This is a genomic window from Rhodococcus sp. JG-3 (assembly GCF_000482405.1).
Classification (GTDB): domain Bacteria; phylum Actinomycetota; class Actinomycetes; order Mycobacteriales; family Mycobacteriaceae; genus Rhodococcoides; species Rhodococcoides fascians.
Window position 1 is genome coordinate 4,828,465 of sequence record NZ_KI519398.1, and the last position, 16,859, is coordinate 4,845,323.

12 protein-coding genes and 2 pseudogenes are annotated in these 16,859 nt (G+C 60.3%); 4 read left to right on the forward strand and 10 right to left on the reverse strand.

Features of this window, described 5'->3' with window-relative positions; genetic code table 11:
* Position 1: 1 nt before the first annotated feature.
* Both K414_RS0124060 and K414_RS0124065 read right to left on the reverse strand, forming a co-directional pair.
* Entirely contained in the window at positions 2-865 is an 864-nt protein-coding gene (locus K414_RS0124060; protein ID WP_027498257.1) for an ABC transporter permease, read from the reverse strand.
* A 10-nt stretch (positions 866-875) separates the two neighbouring features.
* Positions 876-1,583 (reverse strand): ABC transporter permease, encoded by a 708-nt coding sequence (locus tag K414_RS0124065; protein ID WP_228139276.1) that lies wholly within the window; start codon positions 1,581-1,583, stop codon positions 876-878.
* Between the two features lie 257 nt (positions 1,584-1,840).
* Here K414_RS0124065 and K414_RS29700 point away from each other — a divergent pair.
* A pseudogene (locus K414_RS29700) lies at positions 1,841-2,174 on the forward strand (integrase core domain-containing protein); the annotation flags it as partial.
* Between the two features lie 146 nt (positions 2,175-2,320).
* Here the strand turns inward: K414_RS29700 and K414_RS28730 are convergent.
* From K414_RS28730 to K414_RS0124125, 8 genes and pseudogenes are all read right to left on the reverse strand, one after another.
* Positions 2,321-3,516 (reverse strand): annotated as a pseudogene (locus K414_RS28730) (IS110 family transposase).
* 437 nt (positions 3,517-3,953) lie between these two features.
* Entirely contained in the window at positions 3,954-5,018 is a 1,065-nt protein-coding gene (locus tag K414_RS0124090; protein ID WP_027498261.1) for a BtrH N-terminal domain-containing protein, read from the reverse strand.
* Between the two features lie 46 nt (positions 5,019-5,064).
* Entirely contained in the window at positions 5,065-5,901 is an 837-nt protein-coding gene (locus K414_RS0124095) for an SDR family oxidoreductase (protein ID WP_027498262.1), read from the reverse strand.
* Positions 5,902-6,295: 394 nt separating this feature from the next.
* The gene (locus K414_RS0124105) at positions 6,296-7,036 is read right to left on the reverse strand and encodes a transglutaminase domain-containing protein (RefSeq protein ID WP_027498263.1); all 741 of its coding nucleotides are present in this window, start codon (positions 7,034-7,036) and stop codon (positions 6,296-6,298) included.
* A gap of 69 nt (positions 7,037-7,105) precedes the next feature.
* Positions 7,106-8,314, reverse strand: coding sequence for an FAD-dependent oxidoreductase (locus tag K414_RS0124110; RefSeq protein WP_027498264.1), 1,209 nt, complete (start codon positions 8,312-8,314; stop codon positions 7,106-7,108).
* Positions 8,311-9,699: a cytochrome P450 gene (locus K414_RS0124115; RefSeq protein ID WP_027498265.1), complete on the reverse strand. Its 1,389-nt coding sequence runs from the start codon at positions 9,697-9,699 to the stop codon at positions 8,311-8,313. Before K414_RS0124115 ends, K414_RS0124110 begins: the two co-directional genes overlap by 4 nt.
* A gap of 24 nt (positions 9,700-9,723) precedes the next feature.
* On the reverse strand, positions 9,724-10,044 hold the full coding sequence (locus tag K414_RS0124120; RefSeq protein ID WP_027498266.1) for a 2Fe-2S iron-sulfur cluster-binding protein: 321 nt from the start codon (positions 10,042-10,044) through the stop codon (positions 9,724-9,726).
* A 225-nt stretch (positions 10,045-10,269) separates the two neighbouring features.
* Positions 10,270-12,021 (reverse strand): GMC family oxidoreductase, encoded by a 1,752-nt coding sequence (locus K414_RS0124125; protein ID WP_027498267.1) that lies wholly within the window; start codon positions 12,019-12,021, stop codon positions 10,270-10,272.
* A 451-nt stretch (positions 12,022-12,472) separates the two neighbouring features.
* Here K414_RS0124125 and K414_RS0124130 point away from each other — a divergent pair, with 451 nt between their 5' ends.
* The 3 genes from K414_RS0124130 to K414_RS0124140 all read left to right on the forward strand — a co-directional run bounded on the left by K414_RS0124130 (position 12,473) and on the right by K414_RS0124140 (position 16,726).
* A complete protein-coding gene (locus K414_RS0124130; protein WP_230593375.1) occupies positions 12,473-13,705 on the forward strand; it encodes a helix-turn-helix domain-containing protein in 1,233 nt (410 codons plus the stop codon).
* Positions 13,706-14,818: 1,113 nt separating this feature from the next.
* Positions 14,819-15,481, forward strand: coding sequence for a TetR family transcriptional regulator (locus K414_RS27885; protein WP_045840684.1), 663 nt, complete (start codon positions 14,819-14,821; stop codon positions 15,479-15,481).
* A gap of 219 nt (positions 15,482-15,700) precedes the next feature.
* A complete protein-coding gene (locus K414_RS0124140; RefSeq protein WP_027498270.1) occupies positions 15,701-16,726 on the forward strand; it encodes an AraC family transcriptional regulator in 1,026 nt (341 codons plus the stop codon).
* The last annotated feature ends 133 nt before the right edge of the window (positions 16,727-16,859 follow it).

Consider the following 16,859-nt stretch of genomic DNA (forward strand, 5'->3'; position numbering starts at 1 on the left):
CCTAGCCCGAAATCTTGACGCCCGAATCGAAACCCCACATCAACAGGGTTAAGATCATGTCCTCCACGACGATGATGATGAGACTGCTGCGGATCGCTCGACCAGACGCGCGGCCGACGCCTTCTGCTCCGCCGCTGGCGTAGTAACCCTGGTAGCTGTGGATGATGACGACCGACACCACGAAAACGAGGACCTTGATTACTGAGAACGCCAAATCCTGCGGTTTGAGGAACGCATCGAAATAGAAGTCATAGGTGCCACCCGACTGGCCGTGTAAAAGGATGACGACCAGCTTGGCCGCGCCGAAACTGAGTATCAGCGTTACGATGTAGAGGGGGATGATGGTAGTGATCGCCGCGACCACACGCGTGCTGACGATGTACGGAATCGGCCGCACCGCCATCGACTCGAGCGCATCGATCTCTTCGGCGATACGCATCGAACCTATTTCCGCAGTGAGGCGACAGCCGGCCTGGGCTGCGAAACCGATCGCGGCGATCATCGGTGCCAACTCTCGAGTGTTGGCGTATGACGAAATGAATCCCGTAAGAGACCCCATCCCGACCAGGTCTAGCGAGGCGTAGCCCTGGATGCCGATGGACGCCCCGACAGCCATTCCGAGAATCACAAGCACGATCGCGGTACCCCCGCCGACCAGTACAGCGCCTCGTCCCCAGGCAAACTCCTGTATGAATAAAAACGTCTGTCGTCGATAGGTGGTTGCGACGTGCCGAATTCCGGCGACGGTGTCGATGGTGAATGTTGTAATGTGCCCGAGCTGCGCGGGGACCTCAGCGAGGGGTGTCACAGCACGCACGATCGGACGAGTAACAAAACTATAACGGGTGGATGGTACTGCGGTCACGTGTTCTCCGTCATCCGATGGTCTGCGGGACGAACATGATGGTCAGTTGGGTGATGAACACGTTGATGACGAAGCACGCCACTACCCCTAGGACCACGGTGGCGTTGACAGATGTGGCCACACCTTTGGGGCCACCTTTCGTGGACAGGCCCCGATGACACGCGATTGTCACGACCACGAGACCGAACACCACTGACTTGATCAGCGCTACAAGGATGTCCGCCGATGATGCGAACGATGCGAACGATGCGACGTAGCTCCCCGGCGTGATGCCCTGGACGTTGACGCTAAGGATGTAGCCGGCCACGAGACCGGTAAACACGATGAGCATGCATAACATCGGAGCGACGATGAGAACCGCGACGAATCGAGGTGCGACGAGTCGACGTGTCGAATTTAGTCCGAGCGTCTCCATGGCATCGATTTCTTCACGGACGGTGCGTGCGCCAAGGTCAGAGGCGATGGCCGACCCTGCCGCACCACCGAGCAGGAGCGCGGTGACGATCGGTGCCCCCTGCTGAATGATCCCGAGTCCACCGGCGGCTCCGGCGATAGATGTGGCCCCGACCTGCTGGGTTAGACTTCCGACCTGCACCGAGACGATAACGCCGAACGGGATCGCGACCAGGATCGCTGGCAACGTCGTTACGGTGATGACGAACCACGTCTGTGTGACAAACTCCCGAAACGGAAACCGTCCGGTGACAATATCGCGCACGGCCCACCGCAATGCCTGGCCGGCGAGGGCAATCGAATTTCCAAAGGTCACAAGACTGGCTGTCGCTCGACCAGCAATTTCTGTATAGATACCGGTCTCTCCTCTTCTGTCTGCGCAGCTCGTCGCGATAAGGTGTTCGCACAGTATCAGGTACGTGCAGTACCTGGTACATGGTTTCGGGTAATCCCCGTCGGATTAATCACCTGAGAGGTTGGCGTGTCCCCAAGTGAACGGAGCCATCTCGATTTAGAGCCTTGACCCGGATCGAGCCGGGAGCGATCTTCCACTCCGAACTTGCCGTATGTACCTCGCGGGCTTACCGGGCTTACCGGGCTCTCGTGAGCTCTCCGCGGATGCGGTCTTCGCGGGGTGTTGTGGGGCAACAGTATGGCCGAAAGTTTCTTCGCTGATTTCAAGAACGAATGCGTCTACCGAACGATCTACTCCACCAAAAGCAAAGCACGACAAGACATCGTCAGATACATCGACGGCTTCTACAGTTCACAACACCGCCATTCGGCGCTCGGGTACCGAACCCCGAACGCTGTCCACTACAGTTACGGGCAGTCCGCAAACGCGGCTTCAGAATAGTCATCTCCAGTGTCGGAAATCCTCGCGGCAGATCAACCCCACGCACGGCATCCGACCGTGATCGTCGGCGAACGCGGGTACAACCGCTGCCGTTGGTACCGTTGGGGTGAACCTCACGCCTCAATAACGTGTCCCTATGGTTTCTGTCAAGCTGCGTGAGCTGCGGGCGGTTGGTACAGGGTCTTGTTCTTGAGCATGGCGTACAGGACGTCGCATCGGCGTCGAGCGAGGCAGATGAGCGCGGCGTTGTGTTTCCTGCCTTCGGCTCGCTTGCGGTCGTAGTAGGCGCGACTGGTGGGGTCGTGCAGCGCGGCGAAGGCCGAAAGGAACAACGCGCGTTTGAGTTTGCGGTTTCCTGATCACGCTAAATGCTCACCTCGGATCGAGGTGCCGGATCGGTGGGTCACGGGTGCGATGCCGGCGTAGGCGGCCAGGTGTCCTGCTGATTTGAATGCCGATCCGTCACCGACTTCGAGAAGGATGCGTGCGGCAGTCCTGACTCCGACGCCTGGCATCGAGATCAGGAGCGAGGAAAGAGGGTGGGCACCGAGCATCCTCTCGACGTCCGAGCCAACTGTGTTGCGTTGCTGCAGTGTCTCTTTGAGCGAGTCCGCCAGTTTGGGTAGAACAGTCTCGGCAGCCGCAGACCCGGGCACTACTACCGTCTGAGCCTCGAGTGCGGCGTAGATCTCCGCAACCAGTCTTGCCCCATCCTGAGCGCGTTTTTGGCGGCGAAGCGGTCAGTTTCCGCTTACCAGCAGCGCGGATGCCGCCGGGGCTACCGCAGCGGGACAGGATCTCGAGCACTGCCGGGTGTGTCACACGCGGTCCGAGGACTCGTTCGAGCGCGGGGTGAATGCCGGTCAGCAGTCCGCGGATTCGGTTGCTGACGCGGGTTGCTTCACCGGCGAGATCGTCATCAAAACCGATCAGCACACCGAGCTCGGCGAGTGTGTCATCACCGGTATCGACTCGTCGCAGCGTGTGGGGCATGGTCCGGGCCGTGTCGGCGATGATGAACGCAGGCCCGCGCATCAGTTTTGGCTTGCCTTGGATACAGATCTGCGATGCGGCGCATCGACAGACCCGGTAGGGACGCGAACTGGTGCTCGCAGGATCGGGAGACGGTGACCGGCAGGGCGTCGCCGATCGTATTAGGCTGATCGACGACGATCAACAGCGGCCCGCGCGTGGCGAGGCGGTCGAACACTGTGCGCAGGCGGGCCTCGTCATTGGGTAGGGCTTTGCCGTACAGACGGGTTCCGTCGAAGGCGAGACCGACGGCGTGATGTTCGGATTTTCCCACGTCGATGCCGCAAAACACGGCGTAGCTCGTGGCCATGAAGCAGTCCTTCGTCCGGTCACCGATCCGACGTCAACACCCGGCGACAGCCCCCCCACCCCCCGGATCATCGATGACAGGGGCGAGAAGTCATACCGGGTCTGGCTACCGTAGCCCTCGGTTTCAAGTATCAGCTAGAAGATAACGGGCCTGGCCCGATAGCGCACACGACGCGGCCGTCGAGCCGAAAACGGTGACCGCGAACATCGAAGGCTTCCGTTGGCGGCTGAATTGTTGTCGGCGCGGGGCAGGGATCAGGGTCTGTTGCCGAGCAACGACACGGCATCGATGCAGCGTCCACCGAGAGGCGTTCGACCGTTCCGTCCGGCAACTCTTCGGTCGTTCGGTGCCTCCGCACGCCTGCGGCGATCCGGCACGAGCGGCTGCAGCACAGTGCGATGCACCGTCTACCGCGCGCCGTCGAACGACGATGGGCATCATCTCGTGATGGCGGACAGCGAGCGTGAAGCAGACTCCAGGGACTCCACCAGGATCAGCTCGAGTGCAGGCAGTTCGGCAGCCGACACGGCCACCGCAGCTGCGCGTGTTCGCACATCGAGACCGCGTTGTGTTCCGGCGCGGGCAGTTTCGGTCCAGGCCTGGGCGCAGTGATCGGCGGCCACCGCGAGGTCTGCGGTAGCGGGATCACCGGTCAGACGTGCAATCTCGGTACAGCCGTCGGCGAGAAGCCGACGAAAGAGCCCGCCTCCGGTTCCGGCCTTTTCGATGAAGATACCGAGACTGAACAGCAGCGTCTCGAGGTCATCGGGCGGAAGGTCGACCCAGCTCTTGACGTCGGTTGCCAGCTGGTCGACCGCGGCCAATCCTTCGGCACCGGCCGCTGGTACGTGGTCGGCTATTCCCGGTGTCGATGGGGCGCGCATGCTGGCGGCGGATCGGGCGAAGGCCGCGGCCGCGGCAGTCGACACGGGCGGCAGTGTCTGCGGCCATGTGATTCGGTACGTGCAGTGACGTGTCGGTTGCGGGAACGAGGTGGAAGATCGCGCCCGAGCGAGCGCGTCGAGCGGGATCTCCTGCACATCGGCCCGATCGTTGTCGACGACCGAGGCAGTCCCCCCGATCTCGTCGTAGCCGATCACCACGATGTCGTGACGACTCATCTGCAGTTTCACCCGTAGGTAGGGCAGCTCAGCGATATCGGCCCAGACCAGACTGGGTCGTCCCGCATCGATGTCGTCGCGAACCCATGACCATCCCTCAGCGGGATCGTCGGTCGTGAGAACCTCGACTTGTCCGCCGAGCCTGCGCGGTAAGTCGATCTCGAAGTCGGCACCGCGGCCGACCAGGTACATCGGTGGGACCAGGTCGTCCGATCGCAGGTAGGACAAACCCAGATCACCACCCAGTGCGAACACCAACCCCTCGTCGGGTGGTCCGTCCCATCCCAGACCGTGCCACTGGAGAAGGTCTCGCATTGCACCTGACCCGCAGTGCCCTCCCATCCGGTGGGGATAGTTCTCGATCAGAGTCGTGTGGGTCACTGTGGCTGCCTTTCGGGTGGTTGGTCGAGCGCGCTTGTCGGCACGCTCAGCTGTTCCGGATTCTGTCGAGATACGTTCGGCGAGCAGCCATGTCGACGTCCGCGAGGAACACCGAATCTGTGTTCAGGGCCGCACCCAGTCCGGTCGCCAGACGCCGGGGGACGAATTTCACCGCCGCGACCATTGCGCCGGCGAGACGGGTGACGCGGACGAAGGGGCGTGGATTCTCGATCAGATCTGCTGTCGCGCGGGCGATCTCCTCCGGCTCGGCGTTGCGTAATCCCTTTGCGCCGGCGGTTCCGGCGACGAGTTCGGTGTTGGTGAACGTCGGGCGGACTGTGGACAGTCGAACCCCTGACTTGCGGTACTCCAGTCGTGCGGCCTCTGTGAATCCGATGACTGCGAACTTGGTAGCGCAGTAGGTCGCCAAACCAGGTACCGCGAGCTCGCCGGCCAATGACGCAGTGTTGATGATGTGTCCGGTGCGGCGCGGCAGCATGCGCTGAAGAGCCAGTTTGGTCCCGAAGATGACCCCCAGGACGTTGATCTCGACTTGCCGCCGGGTTACTGCATCGTCCTCTTCGTGGGCGTGGCCGGTAGGCATGATGCCCGCGTTGTTGATCAGGATGTCGAGGGGTCCGAGTTCACGTTCGACCAGGTCCAGAAACGTTGTGAACGAGTCAGGTTCGGTGACGTCGAGTCGGGTGACGACCTTCACCCCGAGTTCGGCGGCGGCCTCCTTCGCACGTGCCTCGTCGATGTCGCCGATGGCGACCCGGTGGCCTCGTCGAATCAACTCCTTCGCTGTCTGATAGCCGATGCCGCGAGCTCCACCTGTGATCGCCACGGTCCTGGCGGGGGTGTGAGGTGCGTTGTTCGTCATGCTGCGCTCCTTGCATAGATGAGAGACGTCGGTAGACGCCTGTCGGCCCGCTCTCGCGGTAGCGGCTGCGCACACGGGAGAGGGATATGGGTATCGCGCGTCGTCTCGTGCCCGGGGAGGCGTTCGGATCGGTCGTTCATCGCCCGCAGCCGCAACCCCAGCGGCAGAACGGGTCTCGTCTGTTCGGTGCAACTTCCGGTGTCGGCCTTACCACGGCCGCGGCGACGAGACAGTCATGTGGCACAGCTCTGCCAGCAGGTATCGGCTCACCCGATTCGAAGGTGTCCGAGGCGGTCCGAGTGTTCACGATCGCGATTGTTCGCGGAGAGAGCTCCGACCGATCGGCAGTCGGCCGCGATACGGGGTTCGGCGCGTATGTTCTCACCGCTTGTGTTCATCGAGACTCCCGCGGCGAGTTTCGATCCCCGGGAGTTTCGTCCGGCCGGGTGCGGCCGGTGAAAACATCATCGAGTGGGTGAGCGCCCGTGAAGATCGTGGGGCCGTAGGCGTGCCGAAGCACCGTCAAGATCGCGTTCAAGGGTAGGTCGTCGAAGACTCCTCGCTCGCGGACATACTCCATGTGCTGAGCTCCGTCTGCGGTGAAGGCATGCATGAGAGCATCGCGATCGCCGTCGAATTCCACTGGCGGCACGCCGAAACGAGCGCACAACTCGACATTGAATGCCGGCGTGGCCTTCAACCACCGGCCCTCGATGTAGAGGCGACTGTAGCCGTGGTAGACGAACAGATCGGTGCCGCCCATCAGCGCGCGCAACGTCTCGGTCTGCAGGTGATTTCGGACGTCGGCGAAGCCGAGCAGTGCCGGGATACCCGCCGCCCGGCACACTGCGGTCAACAGCACCGCCTTCGGGACGCAGTAAGCGCGCCCAGTCTCGAGGACGAAGCTCGCCCGATAGTGGGCCGGATCGTCCGACACGGTGTACGGGTCGTACCAGATCCGGTCGCGGACGGCGGCAAAGAGGCGTCTGGCCTTGTCACGGTCGCTGCTCGCATCCCCGATTGCCGCGGCGGTGAACGCCCGCACGGATTCGTGCTCGATGTCGAGGAAGTCCGTTGCTCCCAGGTACGCGTGTGGTGTCTGCGTAGTATGTGCCCCGGGCGGGCGGTCTGTCATGGTCATCGCTGATGTTCCCTATTCTGAGCAAACCGGTTGCTGTTGTGTGCACAACGACCGAAGGATCGGTCAGTTGCGCGCGAGTCCGCCGAGCATCAGGTCTTCGCGTTGGACGGGGAGTCGCTGGGCGATCACCCGTTTGCTGTACATGAACTCGCGCGGGCGACCTATGCAGTCGGCGGCAATGAGCTCACCGGCCTGGAGATAGAAGCAACTGAAATCACTGTCGCGGCTGGGGTCACCACTGAGAACCACTTCGTCGTATCCAGTGTTGAGGCCGGCGATCTGCAGCTTGAAATGATACTGATCTGACCAGAACCACGGCAACGCTTCGATTTTTCTGGACTTCCCGCAGGCGGTCGAGGCCGCGACTTTGGCCTGCTCTCCTGCGCTCGAGACGGACTCCAACCGTAGTCGACGGCCGTAACGGGCCATGTCGTGGCTCGCGCAGTCCCCCGCCGCCATGATGTCGGGGTCGTTGGTCCGAGTGTGATCGTCGATCACGATGCCGTTGTCGATGACAAGACCCGCATCGGCGGCGAGGTCGGTGTTCGGCTCGACGCCGACACCGACGATGACCAGATCTGCGGGGATCGATTCCCCGCTGGCCAAACTGACTTCACGAACCTCACGGTCACCGGACAGGCCTTCGACCATCGCGTTCGTTCTGATGTCGACTCCCTGCTCGCGATGTATCCGCTCGAAGAACGTCGATACCTCGGGAGCAGTGACCCGCTCGAGCACACGCCCAGTTGCCTCGAGGACTGTGACCTGTACGCCCAGTGCGCGCAGCGATGCCGCTGTCTCGAGTCCGATGTAGCCGCCTCCGACGATCACCACCCGCCGGCCAGGGCCGGTGGCCATACGGATCCTCTCGACGTCCGCTGCGGTGCGCAGGTAGTAGACCCCGTGGAGATCGGCCCCGGGAACGGTGAGCCGACGAGGGCGGGCTCCCGTGCACAGCGCGAGCTTGTCGTAGGCCAGCTTCTCCCCGGTGTCGAGAACGACGTTGCCTTCCGACCGAACGATGGCCTCCACCTGCGCGTTCAGGAGCTGAATACCTTGCTTGGAGTAGAAGTCCGTGCTGCGAATGGCGATATCGTCGAGTACGCATTTGCCCGCCAGGTATGCCTTCGACAGCGGGGGGCGTTGATAGGGAGCGGCAGACTCGTTACCGATGAGGACGATCTCGCCTGCCCAACCTTCTTGGCGCAAACTAGCTGCCAGTTGTGCCCCAGCATGGCTTGCGCCGACGATGATCGCCCGTTGCGATGTCATGCGCTGGAAGTAGGCGTCAGGCGCACCATCATCTTGCTGATGCCCCGCACGAAATTCGACTGAACATACTCGGGGTCGCCGACGACCTCGATGTTCTCGAAGCGGGGAAGCAACTCCTCCCACAGAATCCGCAGCTGCATTTCGGCCAGCCGATTGCCCATACACCGGTGTACACCGAATCCGAACGCGATGTGATTGCGCGCATTGGCACGATCGATGATGAAATCATCAGGATTCTCGAAAACGCGTTCGTCGCGGTTACCCGAGGCATACCACATCACCAATTTGTCACCCTTGCGGATGAATTGTCCGTTCAGAACGGTGTCGGCTTTGGCAATTCGGCGCATGTACGCCAAGGGTGTTTGCCATCGGATGATTTCCGAGTTCATGTTGGGGATCAAATCGGGATTGGCCTTCAATTTCTCGAACTGGTCGGGGAATTGGTTCAACGCAAGAACGCCACCGCTCATCGAGTTACGCGTCGTGTCGTTCCCACCGACGATCAGCAGGACGAGGTTGCCCAGAAATTCCATCGGACGATCGATCAGATCCTTGGTGTCCTCGTTGCTCTGCAACATGGTGATCAGATCGAAACCGGACTCTTCCCCTGCAGACCTCCTGGCTGCTTTGTCATGCCAGAGAGCGCTGAGGCCACGGGCCATGTCACGCATGCCCTCGAACACCTCGTCGTTGTCCGAGGGCCCACCGTTGGCTTGCTCCATCGAGGTTGCCAAATCGGACCAGTAGACGAGTTTGCGGCGTTGTTCGTAGGGGAAATCCAGAAGAGTTGCGAGCATCCGAGCTGTCAACTCGATCGAGACATTCTGCACCCAGTCGAACGGCTCGTTCAGGGGGAGGTCGTCCAATACCTCCCGTACCCGCGATCGGATCAGTCCCTCCATCTCCCGGAGGTTCTTCGGTGCGACAACCCCCTGGACGGCAGCGCGCTGCTTGTCGTGGCGTGGCGGGTCCATCGCGATGAACATCTCGATATCGAGAAACCGGGGCGGGACGCCGATGACGATGAACGGTTCGGCCGAGAACACAGCGTGGTTCTTGTCGACGGCCACGATATCGGCATGGCGCGTGACCGACCAGAACGGGCCGAACGGACTGTTGGGTTGGTAATGAACCGGTGCCTCGTTCCGCACGCGCTCGAAGTACGACTGCCACCGCCCTTGTCTGTAAAGAAAGGGGTTACTGAGGTCGATGTCGGCGAGCTCGACATCCTCGACCGGTGGAATGGGACTTTCGACGAAGATCTTCTTGCCATTCGTGCCAGTCACCCACCGTCGGGTCTTGTCGTACAGATGAGCGCCCTGGATCTGCAGCCCTATAGGGATGGTCGACTGGACCTTGTCGGTGATCGACTCAGAAACTTTCATGCTGTCGTGCCTGCCTTTCACACATCACAATTGGAATTCAGGTGTTCGAACGATCAGGCCATCCCACGCTTCCGAGGCCACCATCTGGCACGACAACCGAGACGTGGGTTCACGCTCGGGGTTCATAGCCAGCATCTCCTCCTCGTTGGCACCGGACAGACCCACCTCTCCTGACCACTGCGGGTCGACGATCACATGGCAGGTGCCACAGGCCGTTTCGCCCCCACAGTCTCCATCGATCCCCGGCACAGCATTGTCGGTTGCAATCTGCATCAACGATCGACCTTCGACCAAGCCCGCCTCGTGCTTCCCACCATCGTGGGCGACGAAAGTTACAACTGCCATGTCAACTCCTCAATTTTCTTCGCGATTGATAACAGTGTCGCCGCAAACGTGAATGGCGGCCATGTTACGTAGAGTCAAAAACTTGTGAATTCGGGTCAGACGGTTCGCCCCAGAGATCCGACCTGAGTCCACTCCAGATGTGGAGTGCGACAACTCTGCGCTCCGCACGAAGGCATCGAGCGGATGGGCTCCTGTTTCGAAATGCGCGCTCACCAAGTACTTCTTTCACCGCGAAGCCGTCTCACCGGCGACCAGATGGCCATTTCGGATCTCGACGATAGGCAATCTCAGTCCACCCGGAGCGTCCACCGGAACAACGGGCGAGTTGGGGGCGATGGGATCGAGCCGCTGATACGGAAGCCCCTGTGCCGGACGAAGATCCAGCTCGCCCTTGTTCGGCCACAGTGCGGCGGACCGCTCGGCCTGCGCACTGATGGTCAGCGACGGATTGACCCCGAGGTTTGCCGACACGGCCGCCCCGTCCACCACGCTCAGCGTCGGGTAGCCGTGGACGCGGTGGTACGGATCGATGACGCCGTGCGCCGAATCCGAGGCGATGGCGCAGCCGCCGAGGAAGTGGGCGGTGAGCGGAATGTTGAACAGCTCTCCCCAGGTACCGGCCGCGAGGCCGCCGATCTTCTTGGCGATCCGCCGGGTGGCGTCGTTGCCTTCGGGGATCCACGTCGGATTCGGCTCCCCGTGGCCCTGCCTGCTGGAGATCGTGCGGCCGAACGGCCCACGCTTGGTGAACGTGGTGATCGAGTTGTCCAGGTTCTGCATCACCAGCGCGATGATGGTGCGCTCGCTCCAGTGCCGGACATTGACGACGCGGACGAACTGAATCGGATGCGCGATCATCGCGAACACGAATTTGAGCCAACGCGGAATCTTTCCTCCGCCGTCGGTCATCAGGGCCTGCAGCATGCCCATCGCGTTCGAACCCTTGCCGTAGCGGCACGGCTCGATGTGGGTGTTGGGACTGGGGTGGAACGAGGACGTGATGGCAACGCCACGCGTGAGATTCATCGACGGGTCCACCTCGTATTTGGTCGCTCCGACGATCGACTCGGAGTTGGTACGCGCCAGTTCGCCGAGTGTGTCCGACAGCTTGGGCAGAGCGCCCGTGTCTTTCATCTTGTGCAGCAGATTCTGGGTGCCCCAGGTACCGGCTGCCAGAACGACATTTGCCGCGCTGTACGTCTTCTTGCCCTTGCGGAGCCGAGCGCCGGTGCGCTCGGTGTCGACATCCCAGGTGCCGTCGGATCGGGGGCGCAGGCCGGACACCGTCGTCATCGGCACGATCTCGGCTCCTGCGCGCTCGGCGAGACCGAGGTAGTTCTTGAGCAGGGTGTTCTTGGCTCCGTGGCGGCAACCGGTCATGCACTCACCACATTCGATGCAACCGGTGCGCTCGGGGCCTGCGCCGCCGAAGTACGGGTCCGGGACGGTCTTGCCGGGCTCGTCACCGAAAAACACGCCCACCGGTGTCTGAATGAAAGTGTCGGCGACGCCCATGTCCTCGGCGACCGACTTCATCACCTCGTCGGCAGGGGTCATGTGCGGATTGCGCACCACGCCCAGCATGCGGGTGGCCTGGTCGTAGAACGGCGAGAGCTCACTGCTCCAGTCGGTGATGTGCGCCCACTGCTTGTCCTCGAAGAACGGTGTCTGCGGCTTGTAGAGGGTGTTCGCGTAGTTCAGCGATCCACCGCCCACTCCGGCACCGGCGAGGATGAGGCAATCGCGCAGCAGGTGTACGCGCTGGATGCCGTACAGACCGAGTTTCGGTGCCCACAGGAAACGCTTGAGATCCCAACTGTTCTTCGCGAAGTCCTTGTCCTCGAAGCGTTGCCCGGCTTCCAGGATCCCAACGCGGTACCCCTTCTCCACCAGCCTCAGCGCGGTGACACTTCCGCCGAAGCCCGAACCGACGATCAGAACGTCGTAATCGATTGAACTGCTCGGTGGCGTCGCCATGGCGTCTCCTTCTGGTTCTTCAAACCGGATAACTGCTCCTCGCCCCAGGGGCCTGGACCCCAGCGCAAGAGTGCGCCCCCTCGACGGTGAGACCAAAGCCGACCGCCTGCCTACACAGGCACACTACTATACAGACGATGGCTTTTTGTCCAATTAATTGACAGATGCAGCCTGCGTGTACAGATACTAGTGATGCAGCTCATCAACCACAAGCCGCTGACGCTTCCGTCACCGGCGAGCCGAACCGAAAGGAGCCGGTGCGTCAGAAGCCAGCAAGGAGGGCTCTGACGAGAAGCCGAGGTGCACAGGCGGCGGGGCAAGCCCCGAGATCGACAAGCTAGATCCGCAGCGATCGTCACCGAAATGGCGTGCCGCTCCAGAATTGAACTACCAGGGTAGGTATGACACTAAAATGGTATCGACTCATTTGATGGAAACACTTGTGGACGAGATGGAGGACAGGAAGGCAGAGTTGACCGAGAATATCTCTTCATTCATAAGTGCATCAATCCATGAAATGAACGGCAATGCAGACGCAACCGGACTTCTACACACCAGCGTGAAAGCCAACATCAATGCGGCTATCGACTTCCTGGCCGACAGGACTGAGCACGACAACTTGCGAGCTCCGCATGCCGCCCTGTGCCATGCTCGCGTTCTCGCACACACGCATGTCCCGCTGACGGCGCTCGCCCGCGCTTATCACCTGGGCCAATCGAGATTTCTTGAGCATGTCCTGTTCTCGCTCTCGCGAGCTACGCACACGTTGGCCGCGAATCAACTTGCGCATCTGGTCAGCAGGTCTGCCGTCTTCATAGACCGCGTGTGTCAGGACGCATGTTCAGAATACGAAGCGGAGAAATCGAAGATACGTGAAGAAAATAGTTCTGTAAACACGGAACTCGAACGCGCAATGTCGCCATCATGCACAGATCCTTTGGACGCATACAAAATCGATTCATATTACAATCTCACAGGAAACCATATTGCCATTGAGTTTTGGACGAATGACCGGGAACCATTCCCGAGCAAGTCCTGGCACCAGCTCGTAGATACCGTTAACGTCAGACTCGGTACGATCGGTCGACCGCAAGTCAACAGTAAAGGCGATGCCCGATCCCTGGTTTGGTTTCCGATAATTCACGCCGGAAGGATTTGCCTTGAAAGCGTTACAGACGTTCTTCAGAAGTACGGCCGAATTCGAGCAGCAATTGGAACCGTGCAGAGTGGTGAAAATGGTTTTCGGAAGACAGCCAGGCAGGCAGAGCGCGCGGCCCGCGTGGTTTCGGACGGCAAGGTCGATATCAGTCCGGTGGTAACTTTCGAGGAAGTTGCAGCCATCACTCTTCTGCTCGAAGATCCGGAAAGCCTAAGGGATCTAGCGGAAGACTCACTCGGAGGCTTGCTTCTGGACAGTGCGCGGAACCGCTGGCTCCGCGAGACCTTGCGAGTCTACCTGGCAAACAACTGTAGCGTTACCGCGACCGCTCACGACATGACGATCCATCGCAACACGGTCAAATACCGCATCCGACAAGCAGCGAAAGAGTGCGGTTGCAAGCTGGACGATGCCAGCATCCTCATGAACCTCAGGATTGCGCTGGATGCCGCGTGGTGGACACCCAGCACAGTACTCAAATTACCCATACCGCTCGGCTCAGTAGACGCACGGTTGACGGTTTGAGCAGGGTGGCTGCGACCCGGCTCAAACCTTCCAGGTTTCCAGCGCCACGTTCGTCAGACTCCATTGCCATGCTGATTCACGATTGTTGCTATCAGAATATCGAATGCCGCATTCGGTGAAAGCGACTTGATTCGGTCATTGATATCCATTTCTTTGCCCTCGATTCCTTCACTTGTCGCAATGTTCGCCGCATTTGATTCGACAGATCCTTCGGACGTCTCCAAGATTCGACCGGCCCACACTCCGACTGGCGAAGGATCAGTAGCAAGATACTGCTCGCAGTCGGTCAGTATATGACATTTCATGCAAGAGTCCGCTGCAGTTTTATGACGCGCAGCTCGCTGAGCAACCGTCTCGTAGGGTGGATCGGATTCGTAGTCCCACAGTTCGGGCTCCCCCTGGCAGGGTGTGACCAGCACCCGACCACGAACTGCGAGACGGTCCAATGCTCGATTCAAGGTTGATTCCTTTAAGTACGGGAGCGAACTCGATACGACCTAGTTGTACGATAGCCATTCCTCATGTGTCAAAGAGGGAAGGATGAGTTGTGCATAAAGAACAAGGACTCCTTGCGACTTTGGCCAACTTGGACATATCACAGAACGGTGCCGATCCAGTACGATCGACACCACGACGACGGCTTCTTCAGGCCTCCATGAATGCAGTGGAAATCGAGGTATCGTGCTGGATTTTGTATTCTTCACATTGACACCGCTCCTACTGTTCATGTTGGCACCCGCGTGGATTTCGTTGACTTACCATGGGTGCGCGAGTCTGATCGAACGCCGAAATATTCGCGACGTGAAAACCAGCCAGATGTAGGTCGAGCTACGCAGACGAGGGGTGTGCGTAGCCGACCTCTGCAATGGAGAGCTTTTCTGACGCCACACGCCGGCAGTTGTGCCGAGTTGCATGCTCTGCGTTCGCTGTACGCCGCTCGGGAAACCTACCGAAAGAACAGATGAGTTCTTCGTAGGTGTTCGGCTCACCGCTGCGCCTGGTTCGTTCGCCCGCCGATAACGCCACTGGTCGCATCTCTGGCAGCATCGACGCGCTGGCGACAGCGACATCATCCCCCACCACCAATGTCCGAACGCGCCTAGACTTCTATTCATGAGTTCCGTCCACACTGCGCGCCCTGATGGTGGCTACCGGACAGCGGCAAGCACTCTCCTTCGTGCGACCGCGTTAGACGCATTGAGCGCTCTCCTGCTGCGGCAGAGCTGGAAGTCCGTGACCATGTCCGAGGTCGCGAAGGAAGCCGGTTTGTCTCGACAGACCATCTATAACGAGTTCGGGTCCCGGCGCGGTGTGGCGGAGAGCTACGCGATACGACTGACCGATCAGCTGGTCAGTGTGGTGGACGATGGACTCTACACTTGCGTTGGTGATATCAGATTGGCGCTCGGCCGAGGTTTGGCTGCGTTTTTCGCCGTCTCCGAACGTGACCCATTGGTCAGATCGCTACGAGAAGAAGACGCATCCGCAGACCTCCTGCGGCTCATTACTGTTCACAGCACCCAGCTTGTCGAGCGAGCCGCAGATCACCTCTCTGCCACATTTCAGCGATGCTGGGTGCAAGCCCCGAAACGCCAAGCCGATATCCTGAGCACGTCCATCGTTCAGATGGCCTTGGCGTATGTCTCACGGCCCCCGACTGACGCAGCCCAGACCGCCACCGATATCGCAGACCTACTCGCTCCGTACATCGAGGGGTTCCAAGATTTTCAAGCCAATCCAGAGTTGAGCAAGACGACTCGATTCGGTCGACCGTAGCGACAGCGGTGTAGCGCCGCTAGCGTCGGTGTAGCGCCGCTAGCGTCGGTGTCACGCAATATTCCCATTCTCAAGACAAACGAACTTCCGGACAAGAATCCGTCCAGCTTGCCACCACCTCGTTTTCCGGCGTGATTGACGAAAGTGTCGTCGCAAACGCGGGTGACGGCTATGTTCGGTGGAGTCATAAACTTGTGAATTCGGGTCAAAGGAATCACCGTGAAGCTGAGCGATGAGGGCGTGCCACCGCTTGCGTTCGTGCAGCTGCTCGAACGCCGCGCACTCGACCCTGACGCCGCCGCGCGCCTTCGCGCGATCATGCACCGCGAAGGAACCAGTGAAGCGACGCTCATTCAGCATGACGTCCAGGCGCCGATACGGTGGTTTCGGGAGGTCTATCCCGAACTCGATATCGCCCAGGCCACTCGACTCGGATTTGCGTTTGCCGAGCAGGCCCAGTTGACATCGTTCGGGCCCCTGAGTTCACCTTTGATCAGCGCTGGTTCGGTCGCCGAGATCGTCGATCTCCTGACATACCTGCCATTGATCTCCACGGCGTTGAAATCGCAGTTCCACACTGGCGACTACGGTCTGATCGTCGGGCTCACTGCGCACACAGGCGATTCCGCACTGGACTGCTTGGTCATCACCTACGGCGGGTCGGCGTTGTTACGACTGCTGGACATGCTCGCCGGTGACATATCGCCGGTGACACTCCATCTGAGCTGGCCGGAGCCGACCGAGGTGAGCCACGACAAAGGTCCGGCGAATCGCCGGTTCTTCGACGCTCCGATTTCCTTCGTCCACGTACCCGAGGACACACTAAACAAGGCTTGTCGGTTCTCGGACCCTCTCGCATATCGTCTCGCTATCGCTGATCTGCAGCGGACACTCGCCCATCGGAGTGGGTCCATGTCATCCGCCGAGAAGGTGAGGCAACTGTTGGAAAAGGACCTCGGACAGCGAACCAACCATGATGTTGCACAAGCATTGTCGATGTCCAGCAGCACGTTGAAACGGCGGCTTGCCGAAGAAGGAACCACCTACAGAAAGGTGCGCCAATCGCTGCTGTACGAACGCGCGATGCTACGGCTCCTCGATCGCTCGGTTTCGGTCAGCGAGATCGCTTCTGAACTCGGATACAGCGACCTCGCCAACTTCTCTCATGCCTTCAAACGCTGGACCGGGCGCTCTCCGAGAGATTTCCGAAACCCACGACTCTCGGACGACCCGGATTCGACGTAGACCACACAGACGGGGTCAGATCGATGCATCGTTCGTTCGCGGCCTGGTCGATCTTCGTCTCGGAGATTTCGGAGACGTCACCGCCTCCCTGCCGTGAGAAGAAGAGTGTGTGCAGACCCGAGTACGAACCACT

Excerpts from the sequence above, each read along its gene's own strand:
- K414_RS0124095 (WP_027498262.1), bottom strand. The coding sequence starts at position 5,901 with ATGACGAACAACGCACCTCACACCCCCGCCAGGACCGTGGCGATCACA.
- K414_RS0124105 (WP_027498263.1), bottom strand. The coding sequence starts at position 7,036 with ATGACAGACCGCCCGCCCGGGGCACATACTACGCAGACACCACACGCG.
- K414_RS0124110 (WP_027498264.1), bottom strand. The coding sequence starts at position 8,314 with ATGACATCGCAACGGGCGATCATCGTCGGCGCAAGCCATGCTGGGGCA.
- K414_RS0124115 (WP_027498265.1), bottom strand. The coding sequence starts at position 9,699 with ATGAAAGTTTCTGAGTCGATCACCGACAAGGTCCAGTCGACCATCCCT.
- K414_RS0124120 (WP_027498266.1), bottom strand. The coding sequence starts at position 10,044 with ATGGCAGTTGTAACTTTCGTCGCCCACGATGGTGGGAAGCACGAGGCG.
- K414_RS0124125 (WP_027498267.1), bottom strand. The coding sequence starts at position 12,021 with ATGGCGACGCCACCGAGCAGTTCAATCGATTACGACGTTCTGATCGTC.
- K414_RS0124130 (WP_230593375.1), top strand. The coding sequence starts at position 12,473 with ATGGAGGACAGGAAGGCAGAGTTGACCGAGAATATCTCTTCATTCATA.
- K414_RS27885 (WP_045840684.1), top strand. The coding sequence starts at position 14,819 with ATGAGTTCCGTCCACACTGCGCGCCCTGATGGTGGCTACCGGACAGCG.